Origin of the sequence: Natronobacillus azotifigens (assembly GCF_026805325.1) — a bacterium.
Lineage (GTDB): Bacteria > Bacillota > Bacilli > Bacillales > Amphibacillaceae > Natronobacillus > Natronobacillus azotifigens.
Genome location: NZ_JAPRAT010000019.1, coordinates 1 through 26,541 on the forward strand (window position 1 = coordinate 1; position 26,541 = coordinate 26,541).

Consider the following 26,541-nt stretch of genomic DNA (forward strand, 5'->3'; position numbering starts at 1 on the left):
TGTTACTGCCTTCGCTTGCGACAGCTTTTATATTATATAAAACTAAGACATTAAAGTCAAGAGTTTTTTAATAATATTTTCACCGCCTTAATTAAGAATTAATTTTGGCGACTTGATTAATATAACATGTTGGAATGAAATAGTCAACACTTAATCAATTTCTATCGTTCTATTATTTTTGCAGAACAGAAACTAATATAACACCTGAAATCAAATAAAGCAAGCACACATTTTTTCCAATAAAACTATATGAAAAAACAAAAGAACCTCTACATAAGGTTCTTTTGTTTTTTCATGAACCAACCACTCGCAAGACTCCCACTTCAAAACATCAAAAAGATCAAAGTTGTTTACAGGGGCGTATCGGACGCAGCACTACGAATACCTCCAGAGTCTTTAGGTCATCCGTTAGGACTAACAATTAACAATGAAGATCGCGAACCACGGCTGAGTAAAGTTTCACTTTATTAAAATTCACGGTTACGCATTTGCGGGAACAATAACACATCTCTAATAGATGGTGCATTTGTCAATAACATAACAAGGCGATCAATTCCGATCCCTAAACCACCTGTTGGTGGCATGCCATATTCTAAAGCTTCTAAGAAATCCTCATCCATTTCATGAGCTTCATCATTTCCCATTTCCTTCTCTTTAACCTGTGCTTCAAATCGTTGTCGCTGATCAATTGGATCATTCAATTCCGAAAATGCATTTGCATGCTCACGTCTAACAATGAAAAGCTCAAAGCGATCAGTGAATCGCTCATCTTCTTTATTCTTTTTAGCAAGAGGCGAAATTTCTACTGGATGTCCGTAGACAAAAGTTGGCTGAACGAGTTCTTCTTCTACTCGCTGTTCAAAAAATTCATTAACAATATGACCGAACTCCATCGTCTCTTTTATTTCAATTCCGTGTTCCTCCGCTAGAGCCTTTGCTTCTTCGGTAGACATATGCTTCCAAAAATCCACGCCAGTGTATTCTTTTATAATATCTACCATATGAACCCTTTTCCAGGATGGTTTTAAATCGATTTCTTCATCTCCGTACATTACGGTAGTAAAACCGGTTACTTCCTTCGCAATGTGTGCAACCATATTCTCAACCAAATTCATGATATCATGATAATCCGCATACGCTTCATATAATTCTAACATTGTAAATTCAGGATTGTGACGCGTGGACACTCCTTCATTACGGAATACTCGGCCAATCTCATAAACTCGTTCCATCCCACCAACAATCAATCTTTTAAGATGTAGTTCGATGGCAATACGCATATAGAGAGGGATATCAAGAGCATTATGGTGCGTAGTAAAAGGTCGCGCCGAAGCACCTCCAGCGATACTATGCATCATCGGGGTCTCCACTTCTAAAAAGCCTGCATCATCCAAATAACGTCGCATGGACTGAATAATCTTGCTTCTCATGATAAAAGTTTCTTTACTATCATGATTCGTAATTAAATCCAAATAACGTTGGCGATATCGTTGTTCTACATCTTTAAGCCCGTGAAATTTTTCAGGTAATGGACGTAGAGATTTTGTTAACAGATGAAATTGAGATGCTTTAACAGACAATTCTCCTACATTTGTTTTAAATACAGTTCCAGTGACACCAACGATATCTCCCAAATCAGCTGTATTAAACAACTCATAAGCCTCGTCACCTATCGCATCTTTTCTTACATATAGTTGAACTTGTCCACTTAAATCCTGAATATGAGAAAAACCAGCTTTCCCTTTTCCACGCTTCGTCATAATTCTTCCCGCAACCGTTGTTTTGATTGATTTTTCTTCTAACTCTTCCTTTGAAAATTGATCGAAAGAAGTTTTAAGGTCCGCGGCTAAGTGCGTTCGCTCAAATTTATCTCCAAAAGGATCCATTCCTTTTTCACGAATTGCATTCAACTTATCAAGCCGAACCCGCATATGCTCGTTTAATTCTTCTGACATTACTATATCACTCCCGTTTGATTTGTTTCATTATATAATATAAATAATAAAAAAAGCGAATTTACCATAAACTGATCATAACATATGTATACAAGCAATTAAAAGACCGCCAGCAAGAACTGACAGCCTACATTCTACGTTAGTATAGGAAAAGCAGCCAACACCTGTCAACATTAATATTTAGGGTATCGATATATGTGCATTCAATTGTTCTACATAGTCATAAAGCAAATCTACTAATTGATCACGCGTTTCCATTTCATTAATTTCTTTTCGAATTTTCCCGTTTCCTTTTAACCCTTTTAAATACCATGCTGCATGTTTACGCATTTCCATGATTGCCACCTTTTCAGACTTAATACGAATCAGTCGGTCTGCATGCAACAAACACACCTTAATTTTTTCTGCTGGATTCGGTTCCTCAATTAGCTCACCCGTTTTTAAATACGTAGCAATTCGATACATAATCCACGGATTACCTAGTGCAGCTCTGCCAATCATAATCGCATCAACACCCGTTTCATCCATGCGTTGCTTAGCCATTTGCGGCGAATCGATATCACCATTTCCTATTACAGGAATAGATACACTTTGCTTCACTTGTTTAATTACTTCCCAATCCGCAACTCCTTCATACATTTGCTCTCTCGTCCGTCCATGCAATGCCACAGCTTTAGCACCTGCGGCTTCTAACGCCTTTGCATTTTCTATGGCATAAATACTGTTTTCATCCCACCCCGTACGCATTTTCACTGTCACTGGCTTATCGACAGCAGATACAACCGCTTTTACAAATTCATACATCTTATCTGGATGCAACAACCATCGAGAACCAGCATCACATTTCGTGATTTTAGGTACTGGACATCCCATGTTAATATCAATGATATCTGCATTCGTATGTTGATCAACGAACTTAGCTGCTTCCACCATAGACTCTCGTTCCCCACCAAATATCTGTAAACTCATCGGCTTCTCTTCTTCATCAATATATAACATATCCATTGTTCTTTTGTTTCGGTTAACAATTCCCTTATCACTAACCATTTCCGCACATACTAGCCCGGCACCAAATTCTTTCACTGTTAACCGGAATGCCCAGTTACTCACACCAGCCATCGGTGCTAACACAACAGGATTCGGAATCGTTACGTCACCGATTTTGAACATTATTTATCGCCTCTTCTCCATACATTTACTTCGGTTTGAGTTCAGCTATTGCAATATCTAGTGTTTCCGAAGTTTTTAACAAAAACTCCTCTGAGGGAACACGTTTTCCCCGTTCAATCTCTCCAACAACGGAGACGGAAACACCGATTGATTTTGCAAAATCTATTTGCGTATACCCTTTAAGTTTTCGAAAAGCCTTTACTCTTCTTCCCCAACTGGTGCTATCCATTTCACTACGCCTCTCTTCTCTTCTGCAGGTAATTCTGTTAACACTTCAGAAACCTTCTTTTCCAAGCCCGGAATCTCTATGTCTGGGTTCACGTCCGCTAAAGGAACCATAACGAAAGCACGTTCTCGCATGCTTGGATGCGGTAAAATTAATTGCTCCGTCTCCATATTTTCGTGATTATACAGCAAAATGTCAAGATCAATTGTTCGAGGGCCCCATCTAATCTCCCTTTTTCGGCCTAAAGAAAGTTCAACTTCTTGGCAATATGCCAATAGTTCTGTAGGCGTGAAGTTCGTCTCCACTTCAATAACCATATTAAGAAATTGACCTTGATCCATAAACCCAACCGGCAAGGTTTCATAGATGTGAGATCTATTTGTAACCTTAATTTGATCACAACTGGCAAGGTTTTTTTCTGCTTCTTGCAAATAATAGAAACGCGGAGTAATATTTGAGCCCAAAGCAATATAAGATCGATTTTTCATCATGACCGCACCCGGTATATTTCAACCGCTACCGATTCATAGTGACCTGGGATTGGGGGATCGGGTTTAACTACTTTTACACGACAAGCAGTTAGTTGAGCGAAATTACTTAGTAATTGAGCAGAAATCTTTTCTGCTACCGCTTCAATAAGTGATAACCGCTCTCCCTCTACAACTTCTTTTGTTAGTTGATAGACCTCTCCATAGTTAATGGAGTCTTCCATTTCATCTGATATACCCGCTGGCTTTAAATCCAATTCTAATTCCAAATCGACATAGAAACGCTGACCTAGTTCACTTTCCGCTTTAAACAATCCATGATATCCATAAAAAGATAATCTATTCAAATAAATTTTATCCATATCTATTTACCCCTTCCCAACCAACACATCCATCATTCTAGCCATTCGCACATTTAATTCCACGTTGTGAACCCTGATTAGATCTATACCTTTCATTATCCCGTAACAAGTGGTCGCACCTGTCCCCTCATCTCGTTGATCTACTGGTAGATCGAGAATTTTTCCGATCATTGATTTTCGAGAAGTTCCTAACAATATAGGATAACCGAGTTGAAGCAGTTCATCTAACCCTTGCATAACAAGAATATTTTGTTCAACAGACTTTGCAAAACCGACACCAGGATCTAAAATGATTTGGTTAGTTGGCACTCCTTTATTCATTGCGATACGAATACTTTCTTCTAAATCTTTTATCACATCAGGTAAAAATTGCTTGTATTTTTCCTGTTCTCTATTGTGCATAAGAATAATCGGTACATTATACTTTGATGCGACAGTGGCTATTTCAGGCTCTCGTCTTGCCCCCCATACGTCGTTGATTATATCAGCACCAGCTTCAACTGCATATTTGGCTGTCTTTTCTTTAAACGTATCAATCGAGATAGGAATAGAAACTTCTTTGTTAATCCGTTCGATAACTGGTATCACCCGTTCAATTTCTTCTTCTTCTGAGACAGGAGTATACCCCGGCCTAGTGGATTCACCGCCAACATCAATAATATCCGCACCTTGACTTTCCATTAAGATCGCTTTCCCCACTGCTTGATCGATATGATTATACTTTCCACCATCAGAAAAAGAGTCTGGGGTAATATTCAAAATACCCATTACGGCTGTTTTTTGACGTAAATCAATGGAGCCTTTCTTTGTTTGTATGATTCGGTTCAACTTAATCGCCCCTACTTTTTCCCTTTATTTTAACATCAAATATGACAAAAAAGCACAAAATTTGCCCTTTTTCTTTAAGAAACTCTCATTTAAGCGGAAAGGTACAAAAGCGCAGAGCGCCGATTAAAAACGTAGCAACTGGAGATAATCAATGGAGATAAAGGAATCACGTTTTGCTTGCGAACCGATGATGACTTATCGCGGATTGGTACGTGAAGTTGCCTAGTTTTTGGTGCTCGGAGCTGAAGGAGACTATATTCTGTCCGGAAAAGTTATTCACAGCTAACGAATTTTGTAATCCTAGAAAGTAAAAAAGCTCACCAAATGGCGAGCTCTTACTAAAACGCATGATTTCTACATGGACGATATAACACTTGAAAGACCTAATAACCTAAAATGCAGCTAAAAAGAGACTTTTTGATGTAACAAATTACTCATCATCAAATTGATAAAGTGGTGTTGATAAATAACGCTCTCCATTACTCGGAACAACAGCTAATACTTTTTTCCCTTTACCAAGCTTTTTAGCTACTTGTTTAGCCGCAAAGATTGCAGCACCCGAAGACACGCCACCAAGTAGTCCTTCTAAACGAGCAGCTTCTCTAGCTGTTTCATATGCTTCGTCATTCGAAACGGTGATAATCTCATCGTATGCTTTTGTATTTAATACTTTTGGCACAAAGCCTGCACCAATCCCTTGAATTTTGTGAGGACCAGGTTCTCCTCCTGATAAAATCGCAGAATCTTTTGGTTCAACTGCATAAATTTTTATATTGGAATAGGCTTCCTTTAGGACTTTTCCAGCACCTGTAATTGTTCCACCCGTTCCAATACCAGCAACAAACGCATCCAATTCCGACCCCATTTGTTCAACAATTTCTTTCCCAGTAGTACGCTCATGGATGGCTGGATTTGCTTCATTCTGAAACTGTTGCGGCATGAAGTACCCATTTGCTTCACGTAATTCTTCTGCTTTCTTAATCGCGCCCTTCATTCCTTCAGAACCTGGTGTTAAAACTAATTCAGCCCCGTAAGCACGCAATAAATTTCTACGTTCTAAACTCATGGTATCTGGCATTACCAAAATTGCTTTATACCCTTTCACCGCTGCCACCATCGCAAGCCCAATACCTGTATTACCACTCGTCGGTTCGATGATAGTGTCCCCTGATTTTAATTGTCCACCTTCTTCAGCAGCTTCCACCATCGCTAATGCGATCCGATCTTTTACCGAACTACCTGGATTCATGAATTCTAACTTTACATAAACCTCTGCATCCTCTTGACTAGTAATACGGTTCAGTTTAACAATCGGAGTGTTACCAACTAAATCTACCATCGATTTTGCTATTTTCATGTAAATCCCTCCTAATTCCGAGTATTCTTATTTGTTTAATTAAATTTTATACCTTGATACAATAATTGTCAACCGATTCACTAATAAATCCATTCGACATTTAATTCATTCCAAAAATCAGTCGGATTAGGAGCAGGGTGAATTTGTTCTAATGCCAGTATTCGACGGATGTGATTGCGAACCTGATCATAAGTTAACTCAACACTTGGAAGATTTCGATGTAAATAGAGAATACCTATTCCCTCACCTGTTTGAAAAGGCTCACTGTATTCATGTTCTTCCAACGCCGTTGCACGCTCAAAATAACCAGAAGGTAAGAAACTATTTGAAGCGGTAAAGTAACCTAAGTAACCCCCATCACGTCGTGTCTCATCATCAATTGTATATTCTCGTGCTAATGCGGAAAAGGAAGCACCTTGATCTAGTTCCTCGATCACACGATCCGCTGTAGATCGATCCGGAACAATGATATGCGAGATTTGAATATGTTGAGAAAAACTATATTGATTTCTATACCGGTCATAATATGCCTGAATTTCTGCTTCTGGAACATCGACATCCATCGTAGCAAGCTCTTCAACAGACAAGCGATGCTTAATCATTTCTTCCCATTCCGCTTTTTTTTCTTCTACTTGAGTAGACGTTAGCGTCCCTTCTAATGTAAACAAGAAAGATGTCTCCAGGTCTAAAATACCTTGCTCGATCGTTATATTATTCTCTTGAGCTAATTGTTCAATCACGTGATGATTAATTATTTCTTTCAGTGCTTTACGTCCATATGATTGTTCTAAGTGATCAAGCCAATATTCATAGCTAATCTCTTCACCACCTATTGTCGCTGCTACTTGATTTCCCTGATTACCTTCCGTTGTTCCTCCGTGCATTCGTCTGTTTTCTTTCTCACCACTATTGAGGATTAGTAATGTCACAACATTAGATACGAGCAACAATGCAATAACGATCCACAGTAACTTTCTTTTCATTCTCATTTACTTATTCTCCCCAGTTTGCTTTAATGATTCAAGGTCAGATTCCGTTAATTTATATTGTTCATTACAAAAATGACAGGTTGCTTCTGCTCCCCCATCCTCTTTGATCATTTGATCAATCTCATCATCTCCCAAACTACGGATAGCATTCTTAATTCGATCCATGGAACATTTGCACAAAAATTGTATAGGCATTCTTTCTAAGATCTTTACCTGATCTTTCCCAAACAAATCAGTTACAATATCTTCCGGTGATTTTCCTTCGCGTATTAACGATGAGATTGGGGGGATATTTGCGATTTGCTTTTCTATTTGGTCAATTGTTTCTTCTGTTGCCCCTGGCATTACTTGGACAATAAATCCACCCGCAGCTAAAATTGTGTGGTCAGGATTTACTAAAACTCCTGCGCCCACCGCTGAAGGCACTTGTTCTGAAGTAGCAAAATAATAAGTGAAGTCTTCACTAACTTCCCCTGAAACAATCGGTACTTGTCCAGTAAAATGGTCTCTCAGACCAAGGTCTTTTACGACACTTAAACTACCTGATGTTCCGACAGCACGGGCTACATCTAACTTTCCGTTACTGTTCAAATCAAAATCAACATGTGGCTGTGTGATATATCCACGGACTTCTCCTTTTGCATTTGCATCAGCGATAATTGGACCTGTTGGACCATCTCCTTCCAACTTGACTGTTAACTTGTCCTCTCCTTTAAGCATTGCACCCATCATCGTTGTGATCGTAATTGTTCTGCCCAGAGCAGCTGAAGCAGTAGCCCATGTATCATGACGTCTTCTCGCTTCTTCTACAGTATTTGTAGACTGAATCGCATAGGCTCTTACTGTACCTTGGAAAGCTGTTGCCTTAATTAAATAGTCACTCAATTTCCTTACTCCTTTTTATCATGATCAGATTTGTTGTTTGCTTGTTGAACCTTTTGATAAATAATATATAATCCTTTTAATGTTAATGCGGGGTCTGTGATGTCAATGGTATTTGATTCGTCCGCAATTAGCGTGGACAACCCTCCTGTAGCAATTACTTTTGGGTTTGTTCCACTTTCCTTTTGAAATCTCCTTACAACTTCGTCTACTTGGCCTACATAGCCAAAATAAACACCCGATTGCATCGCTTCAACTGTCGATAAGCCGATGATTTCTTTAGGGTGGGTAATTTCTACTTTAGGTAATTTTGCCGCATTGGTGTATAAGGCATCCAATGAAATTTTAATCCCTGGAACAATTGCACCACCAACGTAAGCAGCATCTTGATCGATATAACAATACGTAGTAGCTGTTCCGAAGTCAATAATAATTAGTGGAGCACCATATTCTTGAATTGCACCGACCGCATTAACGATTCGATCAGCTCCAAGCTCATTTGGATTTGGATATTTCATTTTTAGATAAGATCCAATCGGATAGTCTCCCACCACAATTGGCTTTTGATTGAAGTACTTTTCAGCCATTCGTTCAAACGAATACATAATCGGTGGTACAACAGATGAGATAATGATTCCCTCTATATCTTTAAATGAAAGTGATTCATGTTCAAATAATGATTTAATTAGCATGGCAAATTCATCTTCTGTCTTTTCTCGATCCGTCTTTATCCTCCATTGATATGCCAATTTATCCTCTTTAAAAATACCTAATACTGTGTTTGTATTGCCTACATCAAAGACAAATATCATTTACTCAACTCCATGTACGTTTCTAAATATTCTCCCTAACACCTTGCACTACCTATTTTACCGATGTTATAGGGACGATAACAACAAAAACGCTGATTTTTCTTCTAGTTTCGTACATTTTATCATTAATTTTCACGAAAACAAACCAAGATTCATCCAAGACTATTTCGACAAAAGAAAAAGATCGAAAAAAGCGAAATTTCAGTCGTAGGGGTTTTTAGGTATTCCTCCACTGATTGTTAGCCCTAAAGGATGACCTAAAGGCCTTTGCACCATTCGGGGTGCTAGCGTCCGTTACTCCGAGATAAATAAAAGGACTGATACACACACCGAATTATGGTTGTTTGTATCAGTCCATATTATACATTTATTTTTCTTCGTTTGAATCTCCATCTTTTGCTTGCTCATCAATATCATTTGCTTGATCCGAAACAACAGTGGAGTCTTCTTCTGGTTTTGAATGGATATTTACCTTTACATCCTGCTGCTCTTCTTTTGTAGCAGCTTCTTCTGTTGGTGGTGTTCCATCTTGTTCTGACACAACGGGATCAGGTAACGCCCCTGTTTCAAATAGAGATTTAATTTGATCTGCATCAAGTGTTTCGATATCCAACAGTGTTTTTGCAACTAATTCTAACTTATCTCGGTTTTCTGTTAGAATATCTTTTGCACGTTGGTAACATTGATTAATAAAGTTTTGCATTTCTTGGTCTATCTCATAGGCAATTGCATCACTATAATTTGCTTCATTTTGCATATCTCGACCAAGGAACACTTGGCCACCCGCACTGCCAAATTGTAGTGGTCCAATTTTATCACTCATTCCATACTCTGTTACCATTTTTCGAGCAATGCCTGTCGCCCGTTCAAAGTCATTATGGGCACCAGTACTTACTTCCCCAAAAATAATTTCTTCCGCGACGCGACCACCTAGTAATCCAGTGATTTTATCTAGCAGTTCTGGCTTCGTCATGAAATAACGATCTTCACGTGGTAGCATTACCGCATAACCACCTGCCTGTCCTCGAGGAACTATCGTTACTTTATGAACCATGTCTGCCTCGTCAAGAACCATACCAATTATCGTATGACCACTTTCATGATAAGCAACAATGTTTTTCTCTTTTTCAGAGATAACTCGACTCTTCTTCGCTGGCCCTGCGATAACTCGATCAATGGCTTCATCAACATCGACCATCTCAATTTTTTGTTTATTACCTCTAGCCGCAACTAGGGCAGCTTCATTAAGTAAATTTTCTAAATCGGCACCTGAGAAACCTGGAGTTCTCATCGCAATGGTTTTCAACTCCACATCATCTGCAAGTGGTTTATTACGAGCGTGTACTTTTAGTACATCTTCTCTACCTCTTAAATCTGGACGATCGACTGTAATTTGACGATCAAAACGACCAGGTCTTAGTAAAGCTGGATCAAGGATATCCGGACGGTTTGTTGCAGCGATAATAATGATACCTTCATTTTCACCAAAACCATCCATTTCAACGAGCAATTGATTCAGTGTCTGTTCACGTTCATCGTGCCCGCCACCTACACCTGCACCACGTTGACGACCTACTGCATCGATCTCATCGATAAAGATAATACACGGCGCATTCTTTTTCGCATTTTCAAACAAGTCACGCACACGGGACGCACCGACACCAACAAACATTTCTACGAAATCAGAACCACTGATTGAGAAAAATGGTACGCCAGCTTCACCAGCAACTGCTCGAGCTAATAAGGTTTTCCCCGTTCCCGGAGGACCCACAAGTAAAACACCTTTAGGAATCTTTGCACCGATAGCAGTAAACTTACGCGGATCTTTTAAGAAATCAACAACTTCAACCAGTTCTTGTTTCTCTTCATCTGCACCTGCAACATCTTTAAAGCGCACTTTCTTTTTCTCTTCACTGTACATCTTTGCTTTACTCTTCCCAAAGTTCATCACTCGGCTTCCTCCACCTTGTGATTGATTTATTAGGAAAAAGAAAATTAAGATAATTATAATGAACGGCAGCATCGCCGTGAGAAATTGAACCCATCCACTTGGTTGTTCTTCTCCCAAAAAGCCGATAACTTCCTGACTTTCTGCTATGGACGTAACCTCTTCTACAATTTGCGGATTATTTGGAATATGTGTAATAAAATTAGTTTCGTCTTCATCAGCTAGCGTACCACTTATTCGCATAACACCATTATGGGGACGCATTACCATTGATTCAATTTCACCATTATCCAACTTTTCGGTGAATTGATGAAATTTGTATTCTTCTGTTGAAGCGTTTTGACCTGTAATCATATTCATTACAGAAATCAATACAAGAAATATCACAAAATAAAAAATTATATTACGAACGATTCGATTCTTCATCCCTTACCTCCTCCCAAGCGAGAAAACTATAGTAAATAGTACCATATTTGAAAGGCTGATTACAACTAAAGCGTGTTTGCCTTTTAAAAATATGTTACGCACTGAAAAAACATGTAAAACAAATATATTTACTCTCCACCATAAATATGTGGTTTTAACACACCAATGTAAGGGAGATTACGATACTTCTCTTGATAATCTAACCCATAACCGACAACAAATTCATTCGGAACTTGAAAACCTACAACATCTGCTTTAATGTCAACTGTTCGTCCTTCTGGTTTATCCAGCAAAGTAACAATCTTAATTGATTTCGCTTTCCGATATTTGAACAGATCAACGAGGTAGCTAAGCGTTAAACCGCTGTCAATGATATCCTCGATAATCAATAAGTCTCTACCCTCAACTTTGGTATTTAAATCTTTTTCAATTTTGACTTCTCCTGAAGAACGCATTTCACCACCATAGCTAGAAATGTCCATAAAATCCATCTCTAAATATGTATCCATATGACGAAGAATATCTGACATAAATGGTAAAGCTCCCTTTAAGACACCAATTGCTAAAGGATAATGATCTTGATATTCTTGTGCTAGCTGTTCTCCTAATTCTTTGCATTTCTCTTCAATCTCTTGTTGTGATACTAATATTTTTTCGATGTCGTTGTGCATCCCGATCCTCCTAAAGTTTTTGTTACGTCTTCCTTCTATATTCCATTTGAACAAACCGATCTCCATTTAAGCGGTATGAACCACTTGGCGTCCCCTTCGCGAGACCTACTACCCACAGCACCTCACCCGTTTTTTCGACAACTAACGGCCAATCATCACGTTGATACACAGGTATTTTTTCATCAATAAAAATATCCTTTACCTTCTTTCGACCGTTTAACCCTTGTAAATATATACGATCCCCTGGTAATCGATAGCGAATAGCCAAGTCGCTTTCTTGAAGGTTGTTATGAAGTGGGAAAAAATAATAATCTTTATGCTTTTCCTTATCTTTCGTTTTTTGATCAGATGAAATAATTGATGCATGTACTTCCGCACCAGTTGGTAGCATCACCTTACCCGGAATAGTTAGGGTTTTGAAAAAATCAACTTCTTTTTTTTGATAAAACTGAAAATGAAGGTTTTGATAGGATTTAATCATGCTTAACTTATTAGGCAAATTCACGGAAACATTGGCTCGTTCACTATGTAAAAGGTCAAAAAACTGTGTCTCATGACCATAAAACAGTCCACTGGGCAGGGTATCATATAGATAATTTAATATTAGATGAAACATACGCCTTTGTAAAGCATAGGGCTGTTTTTTTACTTGAATAATGGAACACGTTACTTGTTTTGGATCATCTTCATACTGAATAATTTCATCACTAACTTTTCGTGCTTGTTCATCCAAGAAATTGCTATCATCCGTCATATTTTCACTTAATTTCTGTACGGATTGGTGTAAATTCGGATTTTGATCTTTTAACAACGGCAAAATATGCATGCGAAAATAGTTCCTTGTATAATGATCCTCATGATTGGATGGATCTCTTCTTGGCACAAGATCATTAGCCGAACAATAAGATTCAATCTGTTCTTTAGTAACAGATAAGAATGGGCGAACTAGTTTACCTGTAGCAAAGGTTCGACTTATTGGTATCCCTGTTAACGAAGCCGGGTTTGCTCCACGGGTCATCCTCATAAACATTGTTTCGACTTGATCATCACCATGATGGCCTAGCACAAGATAATCCGCTTGGTTTTCTTTCATTTGTTCCTCAAAAAATTGATATCGCATTGCTCGAGCCGCTTCTTGCGTGCCTAATTTATGTTTACTTTTATAATTCGGAACATCTAGTGAAACACCAACAAATGTTATCGATCTTTCTTCACAATACTGTTTCACATACTGAAGATCAGCTTGTGACTCTTCCCCTCGCAACTGATGGTCAACAGATAGGGCAACCAAGTGAAAACCCCAATCGACTTTCATGTCATATAAATAATTCAAGAGAGCAATAGAATCAGGGCCACCCGAAACCCCAACTAATAAAGTAGTAAAAGGCTCAAACAATTGGTGTCGTTTAATAAACTGATCTACTTCTTGCTTCATTTCTTTTCCCTACCCATCCTCAAACTTGTCCAATCCTTTCATTACTAACCAAGTATATCCTAACATGTTCATACCCCAATAGAAAGCATCAACTACAATTAGATAAAATAATAGATGATCCAAAATAAGCTTGCGATGATTAAAATGATTAAACTTTCTAGCCAAGCAAGCTTAGCACTGAATTTTGTGATTGGCCTTTGCCTTTTTCCACTGTTCTGTACGGGTTCTCTTTTCGGTTGAGATTGAAGTAGGATTTTGTTTAGATCTTTTTTCATTGCTTCACTCGATTGATATCGACCTTGCAACGCTTTTCGTAAGCAATCTTGATACGGAGCCAACAGTCTAGCACTTTTCACTTTTTCGATTAACGTTTTTGATGGATGACTACCTCGATCAAATTGATTTGGATATGCGTAATGTAGTGCAACCATTGCCAATGCAAATAGGTCATAACTTGGATCAGCCTTCCGGGAACCTGCTTGCCAATAACCACGATCATAAAACTCTGTATACTCCTTAATCGACCTGCCAATTTGCGTCGTCCCACCTACATCAATCCACCGTAACTTAGGGGGAGAAGAAGCAACAATCAAATTATCTATTTTCAAATCACCAAAAACCCACCCCTGTTGATGCAGTCGCTCTAAATCCTCAAGCAGTTGGATGAAAAGCAAACCAAGCCATTGATCACCACGCGAACGAAGGAATGATCGTAACTCATTTCCTCTTACATACTCCATAGTGTAAAACGGATAGCATTGACCTCTTCGATCAATCCAATCGTCGACATCAAACAAAGAAGGTCCGAGGGTAGATCCCTGGACCTTTGCTAAACTTTTCAATACATTTACCTCTGTTGTGATCGATGCGGTTTTATCACTGATTTTCAGTGCAACCATCTTTTGATCTGATTGCTTTGCTAGGTAAACGGATCCGATTGCCCCTTGCCCCAAGCACGCATGGATATGGTAGCTTTTCTTATTCCACTTCCCGGTAATGACCGTTCCAGGCTTTAAATTAACTTCCGAATTCTTCAAGGTTTGATTCATCATCTCGTTTCAAACTCCTTAGAAGACCTGTTTTGCTAAACTGATGCATGGCTTCTTTTAATGCAGGACCTGTTGGGGTAATGCCTCCACTTGTTAATTTAGGGAAAACAGACGATACTTTATCCAGTTTTTCTGACCAATCGATTACTTTGTTTATCGCATTTCTTTTTCCTGGGAATGTATAGATAGAAAATCGATTCTTCCCAATTCGGGCGTTCATACTAACCGACAAATCTATTAGTGCTTCTTTAACCGTGGGCAGTTTATTTTGCATACTAGCACTCGTATCTACTAAAACTAATACTTCTATATTAGAAGTCTCACTCAAGTCTTCCACAACTTCCATCACTTCTCCGCGTTGTTCAGGTGGCAAAGCATCGATTGTTTGGTTATCACCTAAGATATGCTTTAATTCTTTATTAACAACTCCCTGTAGGGTCTGTGTCATTGCTTGTCTTGTAACTGTTTGAACCGTCTGTGACAAAGCTTGCTTATAAACAATCTGACTAACGCCACCTCCTGCCAACGCAATTTCTTCTACTTCTTCTAAACCAACCGGATTCTCACTTTGGTCATCTTCCAATACCCCAATTACGTTTACAGTAACTCCTTGTTGCTGAATCAATGTTGCTACCATGGAAGGATCTTCTCCTTTATTTGAACACCCATCCGTTATTAACAAAATTTGCTTCAAAGTCCCTGTTTTCATGTGATTCGCTCCTCCTATGCCTTGCAGTGTTTTCGTTAAACTAATCTACTTAGCACCATTGTCGACGAATCTATTATTATTTATACGCAAAAAGTGAGAAAACAGGTTTTATTCTTGCATGTTCTTCCTTTATCAAACCTGTTCAAAAAGTCGGCGAGAAAATGGGCCGTTTAACATTTGATAGCTTTTTGAACAACCTCTTCATGAAGGAAGAAATTAATTGGCTTGTTTATGATATAGGGGGACATTCGCCCATTTGGCTTTATATTTATCTATCTTTGCTACTAAGATCGTCATATCATCTTCAATTTTTCCAGCAGTTGCTCGAACTACTTCCTCTAAAAGTAAATCAGCAATTTCTTGGGGATCATCGGTGGCAAAATTCTTGATTTGCCGCTTCAACCATAGATCGGGATTCTCGATATGCTTTGGCCCTTCAAAGATTCCATCACTGGTCATAATTAAGATATCTCCGTCCTTTAATTGCTCGTCTACCACATCTACATCAAAATCTTTAATGATACCAATCGGTAAATTACTAGATTCAATCATATGCACTTGATTAAATCTTTTTACGAAGCTTGGCGTAGAACCTATTTTCAGAAACTGCACATGTGCTGTTTGCAAATCAACCATTGCTAAGTCCAATGTTGAAAAGATTTCGTCATTTGTCCGTAATGATAAGATAGAATTGATCGATTTGATTGCTACTTGTTCCGCAATACCTGATTGAAGAATTTGTTGTAACAAGCGCAATGTTTCCATACTCTCCTCACGAGCACGTTTTCCATTACCCATTCCATCACTAATTGCTAACGCATACTTCCCAGAGCTTAGTTCCATTGTTGAATAACTGTCTCCTGAAATAAATCCTCCTCCAAGTGCAGCATGAGCAACACCAATCGAAAGTTCGTACTTTTTTGCTGAATGGAAAATTAAATAACAATAACCATTTGGCATCGGCGATACTTCTTCCTCTTTTACCACAATCGTTTCTTTCAAGATATCAGATAAAATCGGAGCTATTACCTTTTCCCCTTCACCGTGATATTGATAGACCGATAAAGTCATCTCGATATCTATCTCTCCTTTTCTAAGGCAATAAATATCTAGTTGCTCTATTTCCATCCCGATTGATTTTAGTGCAGCAATTACTTCCGCTTCTTGTTGTTCATGACTTTCTCGTTCGTTTGCTATTTCCTTCGCAAAGTTCTCCATAACTTCAGACACACCTAATAACTGGTCTGCTACAAAACGCCTACTTTCTCCTACCTGTTTCTTCAATTGTTGATTTGCCTCGTAATAAGAAAGTTCCTCTCGCATTACTTCTTCTACTTTCTTTGCCTTGACACAATGGTTAGCAAACTTTGTTTGTAGCGCTTTATTCGGTACCGACCCTTTTTCTAAATCTTCCTTAAGTGAAGTCATCTGCTCATAAGTTTCATCAAAGTGCCTCGCCCAACACCAGTCTTTTTTAAAACAGGTTTGACACGTTCGTTCCGTCACATTGCTTAAAAAGTAATCCGTCTCTTTCTCCTGGTTATTTTTCTCATGAAGTTCGGGCATTTTGCCAGTGAAACTTTGAGACAACGCTTGAAAAACACCAGAAAATTGTTCCATTCGATTCGCTGTTACATCCCTTACCTTTTGAAGATACTTCTGTTGCTCTAATGCATGTTCACTCGTACCGGGAATATAGCGGGCTAGACGATTGATCCAAACTTTCGGTGTACAGAATAGAAACGCAATCGCAAATAATGATTGCAAAATCGAGGGGAATAATGGTTCTGATCCCCCACCATATATCCCTAATAACATCGTACCTACAAACAACCCAAACCCAACCCCTAACTTGTTTGCTTCTTTTAACAATCCACCAAGTAAACCACCAAATGCTAATAAACTCATTTGCGTTAACGTTGCTCCATTTGCCAAGCTTATTATTAAACCAATCACCACACCTACAGTAGACCCCATTGTTGCTCCACCGATATAGGCAAATAGGATAACGAGATACCTTGCCACAACTTGATCTACAAATACTCCTTGTATCTGCCAACCAACCATACCACTTAATACCGATGCCACTAAGATGATAAAAGAGATAATTTCTTCATTTTTTAACGCTGGTTTATACCTTTTTGGTGATAATAGTGGAATACTTTGCATAAATATCAATACTAGCACCGCAGATAAGATTGCCTCGGTGACAGCCATTGCACCCTCATAGATTGTCCACTGTTGAAAAAGCGTATAGTATACTGCCCTTGGAATAAGACTTGCGAAAAAAACAAGGAATGGCAACTGTTTTTGTTGATTAACCCCCTTGCCGATCATCGTAAATAGTACAAAGATAAGTGCGGCCATTACAACATATAGGCTATGTAAAGGTCCGACAGTTAACGCTCCGACTACACTAAACACAATCGTTGGGTTTGATTTTCGTTTTTGAACAAACCAAACACTTGCTAGAAATGCTAGCGAAAACGGAGATAGGACTTCTAAGATAACGGCCCGTCCCAATAAAAATGCAATAAGATATAAAAATAATCCTTTATCCATAAACAAGAGACGTAATTTTTCCGCCCATTTCCCCTGTAGGTTGTTTAACTTCAGCCCTGATAACTTCATGTCTTTTACTTCTGATACTGTATCCAACATACATTCACTCCCCGCATAGTATGTTGCTTATTAAACCATACTTCCCTCTCACTTTTTGTCAAAATCAAGGGTCCATTTAAAAAAATAGTTCGACGTCTTTCTTTGAAAATGATCGTCATTCAACAGGAGACGCAAACATTATTTAACCTAACCTGCGCTTAGAACATGAAAATTCTAACGCATACATACTCGCTATTATCTTTACTATCCATACAGGGTATCATTTCGTTCCTTTGAAGAAAAATCGGTCAACGCGTTGGTGCGATCTCTTCAAAATGAACACTCGTTTTTGTAAAAATATATTGACACAGTGTGTCGGCTGTTGTAATATATCACTTGTGACTTTTAATTTTTCCGTTGTGGCGGCGTAGCTCAGCTGGCGAGAGCGTACGGTTCATACCCGTGAGGTCGTGGGTTCGATCCCCTCCGCCGCTACCATTTTCACCAACCCATTCCATAAATATATTTGTAGAAAAACTTAGTTCCTTGCCACTTTATTGGCATAACTAAGCTTTTTTTATTTCGGATTCTTTTTCGTTTCATGAAAATAGCGCCAGTGAGTAGAAGCCCACTGGCGCTATTTTTCTTGATTGTATCCCGTACTGCGTTACTAGAAGATAGATTTCTGCCTGCAAGAAAAACAATTAAAAGCTATATTTTATAAAGGTCTGATGGTTACTTATAGGAAAATAACCATCAGACCCTACTGTTATAATGGATTTTTTTTACACCTTTTTAATGATAAAACACCCAAAAAGCCATCCATCAACTAGTAGTATGCCCCAATCCTATTAACCAACATAAGCATGGCAGTCAATAACAACATGATTATGATGGACACTGTGTCATACCTTGTCCATGTTAATTGACGAAAACTTGATCGTGGCTTGTCCGATTGATAACCTCTTACCTCCATCACATCCGCCATATCTTCTGCTCGTTTCAAGGAACCAACAAATAGCGGCAGCACAATTGGCACAAGAGTCTTCATTTGTTGGATTAATGTTCCCTCTCCAAACGTTGTACCACGCGCTCGTTGCGCATCCATTACCTTTTGTGTCTCGTCTAACAGATTCGGAATAAAACGTAGGGCAATGGATAACATCAAAGCAAAATCCTCTACCGGCACTTTAACTACGCGCAGTGGTCGAAGCAATGCATGAATGGCATCTGTTAAGTCAATCGGTTTCGTAGTTAATGTAACGACTGTTGAAATAAAAATGATCATGACAAACCGAAGAAAGATGAATACACCATTGATGAGTCCGTAACTAGAGACGGTGAACGGCCCCCAATCAAAATAAATCGTCCCTCCAGCGGTAAACAACACCTGTAGGGTTACGGTAAACAAAATCAACCAAATAAGTGGCCTCACACCACGTAGATAAATTTTCAAGGATACGCCTGACATTTGCATTACCAATAGAGTGAACCCTAACAATAATAAATAACCTATCCAACCTTCGGCAAAGAAAAGGATACCTATAAAATAAATAGCAGCAACTAATTTTCCTCGTGGATCGAGTTGATGTATCCAAGATTCCCCCGGAAAATAACGACCTAAGATTAATTTGTTCATACAAGCTCCGCCTCGATCAATGCCGAGGTAAGTTCCTCGATCGTCAAACAAACAATCGGTAGTTTTCTTCCTGTCTTAGCCTCTATTTTCAATTGAAAACGTCTTGCTTCAGGTAATTCGATTGCCCAATCCATTGATTCTGTTAGCTGTTCAAAGAAATCTCGGACCTTTCGATGAGCTACGACAGAACCTTTTTCCATCACCAAAACATCTTCTGCATACAAAGCAACATCATCCATATCATGCGTTACAAGCAAGGTGGTTATCTTTTTTTGCTCATGTAGCTGCTTAATCAGTGCCATGATTTCTCGCTTTCCTTCTGGATCTAAACCTGCTCCTGGTTCATCCAATACCAAAACTTCAGGATTGGAAGCAAGAATACCCGCAATAGCTACGCGCCTTTGTTGTCCTCCTGATAAGGAAAAAGGAGATTTCTTTAATACATCTTGATCCAAACCAACTAATTGTGCAGCCGCTTGTGCTTCCTTGATTGCTTCCTCTTTTGATAAGCCAAAATTCATTGGGCCATATGCGATATCTTCTTCTACCGTTTGAGCAAACAATTGCGCTTCAGGAAATTGAAAGACCATGCCAACTTTTTTTCTTACCTGCTTCAATGATTCTTTGTTACCTTCTCGTGTTATAGTGGTATCTCCAACCACTACATTCCCTTCACGAGGCAGCAGCAGTCCATTAATCAGCTTTAATAAACTGGATTTCCCTGCTCCTGTATGTCCAATAACTGCGGTAAAGGAATGTTTAGGGAGTAGTAGATCGAGATCTTGAATAATATTGGCGCTTCGAATAGGACCCAGTTGATAGTCTGCTGTGACATGATCAAATTTTATTTGCATAACCACTCCACCAACTCATCCTCTGTCATATATGTCTCAGGAACATTACGACCGCAGGACTTTAAGTTGCGTCGTAATTGTTCTGCAAAAGGTGCATCTAACTTTTCTTGCTTCGCAAATACCGATGATGGTTTATCCACTTGAATTAACTCCCCTTGTTCCATAACTATTATTCGATCTGCAAGAGCTGCTTCATTGCGATCATGCGTGATAGAAATTATCGTAATACCCTGTTTTTTTCGTAAATTTTGTAGGACAGAAAATAAACCTCGTCTACTCTGTGGATCAAGCATGACAAAGGCCTCATCTAATAGAATCAATTTCGGTTGCAAAGCAAGTATCCCTGCAATTGCCACTCGTTGTTTCTGTCCCCCTGATAATTGTGAGGGATCTTTATCGCGCAACTCCAACATATCTACTAATTTTAGCGCAGCTTCTACACGTTCTTTCATTTCTTGAAAAGGGATATTTACATTCTCTAAACCAAAAGCGACATCATCCTGGACCGTTGTTCCGATAAATTGATTTTCAGGGTTTTGAAATACGATTCCAACTTGTTGTCGCAAACTCCATTTGGACTGTTCTCCCAATACACACCCATCGATCTTTATCGTTCCATGTTCTGGATCAATTAACCCAACAAGAAGGCGAGACAAGGTTGACTTACCTGATCCGTTATCACCCACTACTGCGATCCATTCTCCAGGATCGGCAGAAAAAGAGACAGCCGATAAGGTTTTTTCTTCCTTGCGTAAATCATAACGGAAAGTGAGATCCTTTACTTCTAGTATAGCTGTAGGTTTCATCGAACTGCCCTCCTTCCCTTTCTTTCCTTTTTATGTTTTTAAACCGCCACGTAAAGCATCTGAACATGTTAACAGATGCTTTACTGGAATAATAACAGGGATAGAAATAACAAAGCAACAAAAGAAGCATTTACTAAGACTAAATTTTTTACCGCTACGATAAAGGTCTCTGTTTTTTCTTGTTTTTGATTAAACTTCTGTACTTGTTGATAAACTGGATAACCAACAAGTAAAATAAACAATAATAATGGTGGTAATAAGTTAAGCAAAACAGCTAAAATAAGCGCTACGAACGATAAGGCATATAGTGCGTTAAACAGCCATACTGCATATTTTTTACCAATGTAATATGGTAGGGTATAGCGGTGATTATCAATATCTTCTTCTAAATCACATATATTGTTTGCTAACATTAGATTCGCAATCGTAAATATGCAAGGCAGAGAAATTAAGACAATTTCAAACAGAAGCACTAAATCTGCATAAAAGCTCACCGTTCGTCCTTCCCAGATCAATTGCACAATTCCCTGATCGTACGCATTTACATATACAGCAAGAAAAACAATGCCAAATCCCATTGCAACACCAGAAAACACTTCTCCTAATGGCATTCTAGAAAGCGGAATCGGTCCAAATGTATAGAAAATACCGATAGCAAAACAGAGCATACCCACAAATAGTACAAATAAGTCGGTTCGAGAAACAAGCCATATTCCCAATGATGAAGCAATTACGAGCAAAGAAACAATCGTTAAAATTACCGTAGATTCAGCAATTTGCTTTTGCCCAATAATATTCCGCTCTCTTCGATACACTTCTGATGATGCTTTAAGGTAGTCCATATAATTATTAATCGCTGTTGTAGTAAGATCAAAACAGAGCATAGCAACAAAGAATATAATCGTATTCATTAAATGAAAGCTTCCAAATCGATAGTTTACAAATAATATACCTATCAAAAACGGAAAAACACTAGCAATCTTTGTTTGTATTTCGACGAGCTTTAAAAAAGTCGATAATGTCATAACCGTAACCCCCATCCACTCACTAGTCTATAATATCAAAATTATCATTCACCAACTCAAAATTATCTTCTATTCCAGATGATAATACTAATTCTCTGTCCCTTGTTACAAAGATTACTTCCACATCATCAAGCGTTTCAACTAGTGCCAATCCTTCCTCAATTCCTTTGGCAAAAACAGTCGTAGCTAGTGCGTCCCCATCTACTAACGATTCACATATAATAGTTACACCGGCTAACTCATTGTCAATAGGATATCCATCAATTGGATTTAATAAGTGATGATACTGTTCCCCGTCCACCTCTACATATCTTTCATATATACCTGAGGTGATGACAGCCATATCTGAAGCTCTCACTCTCGCAACTAACTCGCCTCTTGATAGGAAGGGGTTCTGAATACCAACCGTCCAGTCGTCTCCTGTCGGCCGACTTCCTAACACATAAATATCTCCACCTAAATCAATAATAGCACTTGTTACTCCATTTTCGTTCATTAGTTTCTGTACTTCATCTCCAATATAACCTTTCGCAATACCACCTAAATCTAACTGCATACCTTCTTCTGAAAGAAATACTGTTTGGTCCTCATCATCAACAATAATCTTTCGATAATCAACCAATGGTAAAACCTCATCTATCTCTGCTTGTTCTGGTCTCCTTGCGTCATCATGACCAATACGCCACATAGAAGTTAAGCGACCAATCGTAACATCGAAAGTCCCATCCGATAGTTCACCATGTTCAATGCTATCTTTTATTAATGAATACAATTCATCTGAAACTGGTACAGGTTCAATACCTGCATTTCTATTTATATTAGAAACTTCTGATTCAGGAATCTCTTCACTAAACATATGTTCCAATTCATCAATACGTTCAAAAGCAAGTTCTAAGACATCTTCTTTATCCTCATCATATATACTCAAAGTAACTAGTGTACCTATAATAAATTCTGACTGCTTATATGGATTTGATAATAATCCATTGTTATTATTCCCACACGCAGATAACGTAAGAATAGCAACAACCAATAAACCCAAAAGAATTTTTTGTTTCATTAATACAACTTCCTCTCTATAATCTATGCTGTTATTTTTCACAAAAAAAGCTATTAATGTGAATCGATTCACATACAATAAACCTGCAGTGAGTATATCATCGGTAGCGTTAACTGTCCACAATGATGAACAGCAGAACGTAACAGTGACAACCTGCTAGCCCTATTGTATCGGGTTTTTGACAATATGTGAATAGTTAATGAACTTTTTGGTATGCAAAATGTGCAAAGAATCGTCACACTTTTTACATTTATTTATATATAATCTTTAAAAACCCTAGACATCATCGAAAAACACCTGTACAATTATAGTCGGTTGTTCAAGTATTCACAACGTTAATTTATGTGTTAATAAATCTTTAGAAGGAGTGAATAGATAAATGGCAAATAAAGATATTGTCATTATTGGAGCTGGTTATGCCGGAGTCCATGCAGCAAAGAAACTAGCAAAAAAATTCAAAAAAGATGACTCTGTTTCCATTACGCTAATTGATCGTCATTCGTATCACACAATGATGACTGAATTGCATGAAGTTGCTGCTCACCGTGTAGAACCAGATGCTATCCAATTCGACTTACGCAAGTTATTCAATCGTACGAAAGTAAACCTAGTAACAGATAATGTAACGAAGGTAGATCACGACTCGAAAGTAGTAGTTACAGAAAACGGCAAGTTCAATTATGACCATCTTATTTTAGGTATGGGTGGAGAGCCGAATGATTTCGGAACACCTGGGGTAGGAGAACACGCTTTTACGTTATGGTCTTGGGAAGATGCAGTAAAATTACGCGAACATATTGAAAAAACAGTCGCAAAAGCGGCAACTGTTCATGACGATGCTACTCGTCAAGCGATGTTGACTTTTGCAATCTGTGGTTCTGGCTTTACTGGTATCGAGTTAGCCGGTGAAATGATTGAATGGAGAGAACGCTTAGCAAAAAACAACAAAATCGACCCTGAAGATATTACCCTTTATGTGATAGAAGCTGCTCCAACTATCTTAAACATGTTAGAACGTAAAGATGCGGATAAAGCAGAAGCTTATATGCTAAAAAAAGGTGTAAAAATTCTAAAAGATTCTCCAATTGTTGAAGTAAAAGAAAAAGAAGTACTTTTAAAATCAGGAGAAACGATTCCTACACACACACTTGCTTGGACTGCAGGGGTGAAAGCAAATTCTGATACGGAAGACTACGGAATGGAAACTGCACGTGCTGGCCGTTTGAAAGTAAATGCTTATATGGAATCTGAAGAATATGATAATGTTTATGTAATCGGTGATCTTGCTTATTATGAAGAAGAACCTGGAAAGCCAACACCTCAAATCGTTGAAGCGGCTGAGCAAACAGGAACGACCGCAGCGAAAAACATTATTGCAGAAATTAAAGGGGAAGAAAAAGTTGCTTATGAAGGTAAATATCATGGAGTAATGGTATCCCTTGGTGCTCGTTATGGTGTTGCTGATGTAATGGGTATGCATCTAAGCGGATGGTTTGCGAATTTTGTCAAACATATGGTTAATCTTTATTATTTCTTCGGTATTGGTAGCGGCTATTATATGTTTAAGTATGTTGAACATGAATTTTTCCACACAAAAGATAAACGTAACATTTTCCGTGGCTTCTTAACTCGTTACGGCAATGTACTTTGGAGTGTACCACTTCGTATTTATGTCGGTTGTTTCTGGCTGGTCGAGGGTGGTGCTAAACTATGGGGTTATGAACGATGGGAAGAAGCAACTTCTAGTCTATCCAATATCGGTCAATTATTCCGCGGGATCGGTGAAGACTCCTGGTTTGTTTCTTCCACGATTCAAATGGATTTTGATTGGCTTCAAGATGCAACGAGTGCGGCAACAGAGGATGCTGGTGAATGGGCTACTCCTATCTTGAGTGAAATGCCTGGTTGGTTCGAATGGATCATGCAAATCATGATGCCTACACCAGAAATGGCTTTGTTCATGCAAAGAATGATGGTTATTCTTGAAATTGCTGTTGGGTTAGCACTTATCGCTGGACTATTCACATGGTTAGCGAATGTTGCTAGTATAGGCTTCCTTGCAATGTTCACCTTAACTGCTATGCTTGGATGGGATAAAGTATGGCCAATCCCTGCCTCGATCGCATTAATGAATGGTTCTGGACGTACTTTTGGATTAGATTATTGGGTTGTACCATATATCCAACAAAAAGCTGGTCGTTGGTGGTACGGTAAAGAAAGGGCAATATACAGAGATAAATAAATAAGTAACCTAATGATAAAAAGATAAGCGATTGGCTCTTTTGGAGAAGAGTCATTCGCTATCTTCTTTATTTTCATCAGAAAAATTCAATTGCTCTACTACAATAAAACCTAATTTCACCATTAGTAAAAACAGTAAAGGGAAAACAGGAAAATGGATCTGAAACTTATAGGAATATCAATTTGGCTTTGTTATTATTTCTTCTTTACCTTTTACTGTTTTTGACTAATCAACTTTGCTAATGTTGAGTATATGAATTGATATTTTTTGTTTGATTAGAAATAATAATAATATAGAGAAGTAACGAAAACTGATTTTCGAAGATAATTATCAAACAAATGATTCTTTTCTAAAAAGTAAATGGAATGATGATACCTTGTCCGAAGTAGACTTGGTAAATTTAATCACTTCAATAGATTGGACATTATACAATGACTAAAAACCAACGCCTCGTATATATTGCTTTATTAGCTGCCCAGGCGGTTATTATTAGTTTGCTCGAACGTTCGATTCCTTCACCGTTCTTATTTGCACCCGGTGCTAAATTAGGACTAGCAAATGTTATTACATGTATGGCAATTTACACACTATCTGTTAAGGATGCTAGTAAAGTTGTACTTATCCGGCTCGTCTTAGCAACTTTATTAGGAGGAACTCTTTCAACGTTTATGTACAGTGCTGCAGGTGCAATCATTAGTTTCATTGGCATGCTTTTCGTAAAAAATGTAGGGTTCTCAAGGGTAAGTCTAATTGGTGTTAGTACAACAGGAGCCGTTCTTCATAATATCGGCCAACTAACGGTTGCGAGCTGGATTGCCCAAACATGGACGGTGATGCTCTACCTTCCTGTTCTTTCATTTGTAGGTATTCTAACTGGTATCGCTGTAGGAATTACTGCTAACTACCTACTAACTCATATCGAAAAATTGCACTATTATATGGATTTACAAACATTGAAATAATTACTATTTGTTTTTTATTTACGAATAAATCAATCCAAGAGATTT

Annotated in this window: 23 protein-coding genes and 1 tRNA gene; 3 read left to right on the forward strand and 21 right to left on the reverse strand. The window is 38.3% G+C overall.

All coding sequences use genetic code 11. The annotated features are described in order from the left end of the window. Positions 1–467 precede the first annotated feature (467 nt). The 16 genes from lysS to spoIIE form a co-directional block, all read right to left on the reverse strand. The gene (gene lysS / locus OWO01_RS10080) at positions 468–1,955 is read right to left on the reverse strand and encodes a lysine--tRNA ligase (protein WP_268780331.1); all 1,488 of its coding nucleotides are present in this window, start codon (positions 1,953–1,955) and stop codon (positions 468–470) included. Positions 1,956–2,135: 180 nt separating this feature from the next. Beyond that, positions 2,136–3,125, reverse strand: a complete 990-nt coding sequence (gene dusB / locus OWO01_RS10085) for a tRNA dihydrouridine synthase DusB (RefSeq protein ID WP_268780332.1) — start codon at positions 3,123–3,125, stop codon at positions 2,136–2,138. 25 nt (positions 3,126–3,150) lie between these two features. Beyond that, positions 3,151–3,354, reverse strand: coding sequence for a helix-turn-helix domain-containing protein (locus tag OWO01_RS10090; RefSeq protein ID WP_268780333.1), 204 nt, complete (start codon positions 3,352–3,354; stop codon positions 3,151–3,153). Next, positions 3,324–3,839, reverse strand: a complete 516-nt coding sequence (folK, locus tag OWO01_RS10095) for a 2-amino-4-hydroxy-6-hydroxymethyldihydropteridine diphosphokinase (RefSeq protein WP_268780334.1) — start codon at positions 3,837–3,839, stop codon at positions 3,324–3,326. Before folK ends, OWO01_RS10090 begins: the two co-directional genes overlap by 31 nt. Further along, positions 3,839–4,201, reverse strand: a complete 363-nt coding sequence (folB, locus tag OWO01_RS10100) for a dihydroneopterin aldolase (protein ID WP_268780335.1) — start codon at positions 4,199–4,201, stop codon at positions 3,839–3,841. Before folB ends, folK begins: the two co-directional genes overlap by 1 nt. 6 nt (positions 4,202–4,207) lie before the next feature. Further along, positions 4,208–5,035, reverse strand: coding sequence for a dihydropteroate synthase (gene folP, locus OWO01_RS10105; RefSeq protein ID WP_268780397.1), 828 nt, complete (start codon positions 5,033–5,035; stop codon positions 4,208–4,210). A gap of 424 nt (positions 5,036–5,459) precedes the next feature. After that, on the reverse strand, positions 5,460–6,386 hold the full coding sequence (gene cysK / locus OWO01_RS10110) for a cysteine synthase A (RefSeq protein WP_268780336.1): 927 nt from the start codon (positions 6,384–6,386) through the stop codon (positions 5,460–5,462). Positions 6,387–6,466: 80 nt separating this feature from the next. Beyond that, a complete protein-coding gene (locus tag OWO01_RS10115; protein WP_268780337.1) occupies positions 6,467–7,375 on the reverse strand; it encodes a peptidylprolyl isomerase in 909 nt (302 codons plus the stop codon). After that, positions 7,376–8,260 (reverse strand): Hsp33 family molecular chaperone HslO, encoded by an 885-nt coding sequence (gene hslO / locus OWO01_RS10120; RefSeq protein WP_268780338.1) that lies wholly within the window; start codon positions 8,258–8,260, stop codon positions 7,376–7,378. A 5-nt stretch (positions 8,261–8,265) separates the two neighbouring features. Beyond that, positions 8,266–9,069 carry a type III pantothenate kinase gene (locus tag OWO01_RS10125; protein ID WP_268780339.1) on the reverse strand — a complete coding sequence of 268 codons (804 nt, stop codon included), beginning with the start codon at positions 9,067–9,069 and terminating at the stop codon, positions 8,266–8,268. A gap of 367 nt (positions 9,070–9,436) precedes the next feature. Continuing rightward, positions 9,437–11,443, reverse strand: coding sequence for an ATP-dependent zinc metalloprotease FtsH (ftsH, locus tag OWO01_RS10130; RefSeq protein ID WP_268780340.1), 2,007 nt, complete (start codon positions 11,441–11,443; stop codon positions 9,437–9,439). Positions 11,444–11,571: 128 nt separating this feature from the next. Next, a complete protein-coding gene (hpt, locus tag OWO01_RS10135) occupies positions 11,572–12,114 on the reverse strand; it encodes a hypoxanthine phosphoribosyltransferase (RefSeq protein ID WP_268780341.1) in 543 nt (180 codons plus the stop codon). 22 nt (positions 12,115–12,136) lie between these two features. Beyond that, the gene (tilS, locus tag OWO01_RS10140) at positions 12,137–13,549 is read right to left on the reverse strand and encodes a tRNA lysidine(34) synthetase TilS (RefSeq protein ID WP_268780342.1); all 1,413 of its coding nucleotides are present in this window, start codon (positions 13,547–13,549) and stop codon (positions 12,137–12,139) included. A 98-nt stretch (positions 13,550–13,647) separates the two neighbouring features. Beyond that, complete coding sequence (locus OWO01_RS10145; protein ID WP_268780343.1) at positions 13,648–14,601, reverse strand: serine/threonine protein kinase; 954 nt, start codon at positions 14,599–14,601, stop codon at positions 13,648–13,650. Then, on the reverse strand, positions 14,567–15,307 hold the full coding sequence (locus OWO01_RS10150; protein WP_268780344.1) for a VWA domain-containing protein: 741 nt from the start codon (positions 15,305–15,307) through the stop codon (positions 14,567–14,569). The genes OWO01_RS10145 and OWO01_RS10150 overlap by 35 nt, the downstream gene beginning before the upstream one ends. Before the next feature lie 216 nt (positions 15,308–15,523). Further along, positions 15,524–17,968, reverse strand: coding sequence for a stage II sporulation protein E (gene spoIIE, locus OWO01_RS10155; protein WP_268780345.1), 2,445 nt, complete (start codon positions 17,966–17,968; stop codon positions 15,524–15,526). Between the two features lie 361 nt (positions 17,969–18,329). Here spoIIE and OWO01_RS10160 point away from each other — a divergent pair. Next, positions 18,330–18,406 (forward strand) — tRNA-Met (locus OWO01_RS10160). A gap of 331 nt (positions 18,407–18,737) precedes the next feature. On the opposite strand, the gene OWO01_RS10165 is transcribed toward OWO01_RS10160, so the two are convergent. From OWO01_RS10165 to OWO01_RS10185, 5 genes are all read right to left on the reverse strand, one after another. Then, on the reverse strand, positions 18,738–19,547 hold the full coding sequence (locus OWO01_RS10165) for an energy-coupling factor transporter transmembrane component T family protein (RefSeq protein ID WP_268780346.1): 810 nt from the start codon (positions 19,545–19,547) through the stop codon (positions 18,738–18,740). Then, on the reverse strand, positions 19,544–20,401 hold the full coding sequence (locus tag OWO01_RS10170; RefSeq protein WP_268780347.1) for an energy-coupling factor transporter ATPase: 858 nt from the start codon (positions 20,399–20,401) through the stop codon (positions 19,544–19,546). The genes OWO01_RS10165 and OWO01_RS10170 overlap by 4 nt, the downstream gene beginning before the upstream one ends. Next, positions 20,392–21,207 (reverse strand): energy-coupling factor transporter ATPase, encoded by an 816-nt coding sequence (locus OWO01_RS10175; protein ID WP_268780348.1) that lies wholly within the window; start codon positions 21,205–21,207, stop codon positions 20,392–20,394. The genes OWO01_RS10170 and OWO01_RS10175 overlap by 10 nt, the downstream gene beginning before the upstream one ends. 80 nt (positions 21,208–21,287) lie before the next feature. After that, the gene (gene menA, locus OWO01_RS10180; RefSeq protein ID WP_268780349.1) at positions 21,288–22,232 is read right to left on the reverse strand and encodes a 1,4-dihydroxy-2-naphthoate polyprenyltransferase; all 945 of its coding nucleotides are present in this window, start codon (positions 22,230–22,232) and stop codon (positions 21,288–21,290) included. Positions 22,233–22,254: 22 nt separating this feature from the next. Beyond that, entirely contained in the window at positions 22,255–23,292 is a 1,038-nt protein-coding gene (locus OWO01_RS10185; protein ID WP_268780350.1) for an FAD:protein FMN transferase, read from the reverse strand. A gap of 379 nt (positions 23,293–23,671) precedes the next feature. On the opposite strand from OWO01_RS10185, the gene OWO01_RS10190 reads away from it, so the two are divergent. Both OWO01_RS10190 and OWO01_RS10195 read left to right on the forward strand, forming a co-directional pair. After that, entirely contained in the window at positions 23,672–25,534 is a 1,863-nt protein-coding gene (locus OWO01_RS10190) for an FAD-dependent oxidoreductase (protein WP_268780351.1), read from the forward strand. 431 nt (positions 25,535–25,965) lie between these two features. After that, positions 25,966–26,496 (forward strand): Gx transporter family protein, encoded by a 531-nt coding sequence (locus tag OWO01_RS10195; protein WP_268780352.1) that lies wholly within the window; start codon positions 25,966–25,968, stop codon positions 26,494–26,496. The last annotated feature ends 45 nt before the right edge of the window (positions 26,497–26,541 follow it).

What these genes read in the sequence shown, in the direction of transcription:
- lysS (WP_268780331.1), bottom strand. Translation starts at nt 1,955, where the DNA reads ATGTCAGAAGAATTAAACGAGCATATGCGGGTTCGGCTTGATAAGTTG.
- dusB (WP_268780332.1), bottom strand. Translation starts at nt 3,125, where the DNA reads ATGTTCAAAATCGGTGACGTAACGATTCCGAATCCTGTTGTGTTAGCA.
- OWO01_RS10090 (WP_268780333.1), bottom strand. Translation starts at nt 3,354, where the DNA reads ATGGATAGCACCAGTTGGGGAAGAAGAGTAAAGGCTTTTCGAAAACTT.
- folK (WP_268780334.1), bottom strand. Translation starts at nt 3,839, where the DNA reads ATGAAAAATCGATCTTATATTGCTTTGGGCTCAAATATTACTCCGCGT.
- folB (WP_268780335.1), bottom strand. Translation starts at nt 4,201, where the DNA reads ATGGATAAAATTTATTTGAATAGATTATCTTTTTATGGATATCATGGA.
- cysK (WP_268780336.1), bottom strand. Translation starts at nt 6,386, where the DNA reads ATGAAAATAGCAAAATCGATGGTAGATTTAGTTGGTAACACTCCGATT.
- OWO01_RS10115 (WP_268780337.1), bottom strand. Translation starts at nt 7,375, where the DNA reads ATGAGAATGAAAAGAAAGTTACTGTGGATCGTTATTGCATTGTTGCTC.
- OWO01_RS10125 (WP_268780339.1), bottom strand. Translation starts at nt 9,069, where the DNA reads ATGATATTTGTCTTTGATGTAGGCAATACAAACACAGTATTAGGTATT.
- ftsH (WP_268780340.1), bottom strand. Translation starts at nt 11,443, where the DNA reads ATGAAGAATCGAATCGTTCGTAATATAATTTTTTATTTTGTGATATTT.
- hpt (WP_268780341.1), bottom strand. Translation starts at nt 12,114, where the DNA reads ATGCACAACGACATCGAAAAAATATTAGTATCACAACAAGAGATTGAA.
- tilS (WP_268780342.1), bottom strand. Translation starts at nt 13,549, where the DNA reads ATGAAGCAAGAAGTAGATCAGTTTATTAAACGACACCAATTGTTTGAG.
- OWO01_RS10145 (WP_268780343.1), bottom strand. Translation starts at nt 14,601, where the DNA reads ATGATGAATCAAACCTTGAAGAATTCGGAAGTTAATTTAAAGCCTGGA.
- OWO01_RS10150 (WP_268780344.1), bottom strand. Translation starts at nt 15,307, where the DNA reads ATGAAAACAGGGACTTTGAAGCAAATTTTGTTAATAACGGATGGGTGT.
- spoIIE (WP_268780345.1), bottom strand. Translation starts at nt 17,968, where the DNA reads ATGTTGGATACAGTATCAGAAGTAAAAGACATGAAGTTATCAGGGCTG.
- OWO01_RS10165 (WP_268780346.1), bottom strand. Translation starts at nt 19,547, where the DNA reads ATGAACAAATTAATCTTAGGTCGTTATTTTCCGGGGGAATCTTGGATA.
- OWO01_RS10170 (WP_268780347.1), bottom strand. Translation starts at nt 20,401, where the DNA reads ATGCAAATAAAATTTGATCATGTCACAGCAGACTATCAACTGGGTCCT.
- OWO01_RS10175 (WP_268780348.1), bottom strand. Translation starts at nt 21,207, where the DNA reads ATGAAACCTACAGCTATACTAGAAGTAAAGGATCTCACTTTCCGTTAT.
- menA (WP_268780349.1), bottom strand. Translation starts at nt 22,232, where the DNA reads ATGACATTATCGACTTTTTTAAAGCTCGTCGAAATACAAACAAAGATT.
- OWO01_RS10185 (WP_268780350.1), bottom strand. Translation starts at nt 23,292, where the DNA reads ATGAAACAAAAAATTCTTTTGGGTTTATTGGTTGTTGCTATTCTTACG.
- OWO01_RS10190 (WP_268780351.1), top strand. Translation starts at nt 23,672, where the DNA reads ATGGCAAATAAAGATATTGTCATTATTGGAGCTGGTTATGCCGGAGTC.
- OWO01_RS10195 (WP_268780352.1), top strand. Translation starts at nt 25,966, where the DNA reads ATGACTAAAAACCAACGCCTCGTATATATTGCTTTATTAGCTGCCCAG.